General features: G+C 69.4%; 1 pseudogene. It reads right to left on the reverse strand.

Annotated elements, in window-relative coordinates:
• Positions 1-432 (reverse strand): annotated as a pseudogene (locus EHS43_RS45890) (hypothetical protein); the annotation flags it as partial.

Consider the following 432-nt stretch of genomic DNA (forward strand, 5'->3'; position numbering starts at 1 on the left):
GCCCAGACGGTGCCGTCGTCGGCGTAGAGGCGGACGGTGACCTTGTGGGTGCCCTGGGGGACATACCCGGACGCGAGGCGATAGGAGGGGGCGCGCAGGGTGGTGACGGGGCGGTCGTCCACGAAGAGGACGGCGACGCCGTGGCCGGAGACCGCCTTCGCCCTGGTCGTGGAGGGCGAGAAGGTGAAGTTCTCGACGGTCAGCCGCACGGACCAGCCGTCGTCGGTGTCCGGCTGCACGACTATGGCGACGTCGGGGGCGTTCTCCTTGTCCACCTCCCGGTAGTGCCGGCCCTCGTGATCGGTGTCGTCGAGGACCTTGCCCACCGGTGTCACCGACTGTCCGTCCCCGTGTTTCCCTGCCCCATCGGCGCCACAGCTCACGGATCCGGTCAACAGCAGGACACAGACCGCGAGCAGGGCGAGAAGTCCC

This window comes from Streptomyces sp. RP5T (assembly GCF_003933965.1).
Lineage (GTDB): Bacteria > Actinomycetota > Actinomycetes > Streptomycetales > Streptomycetaceae > Streptomyces.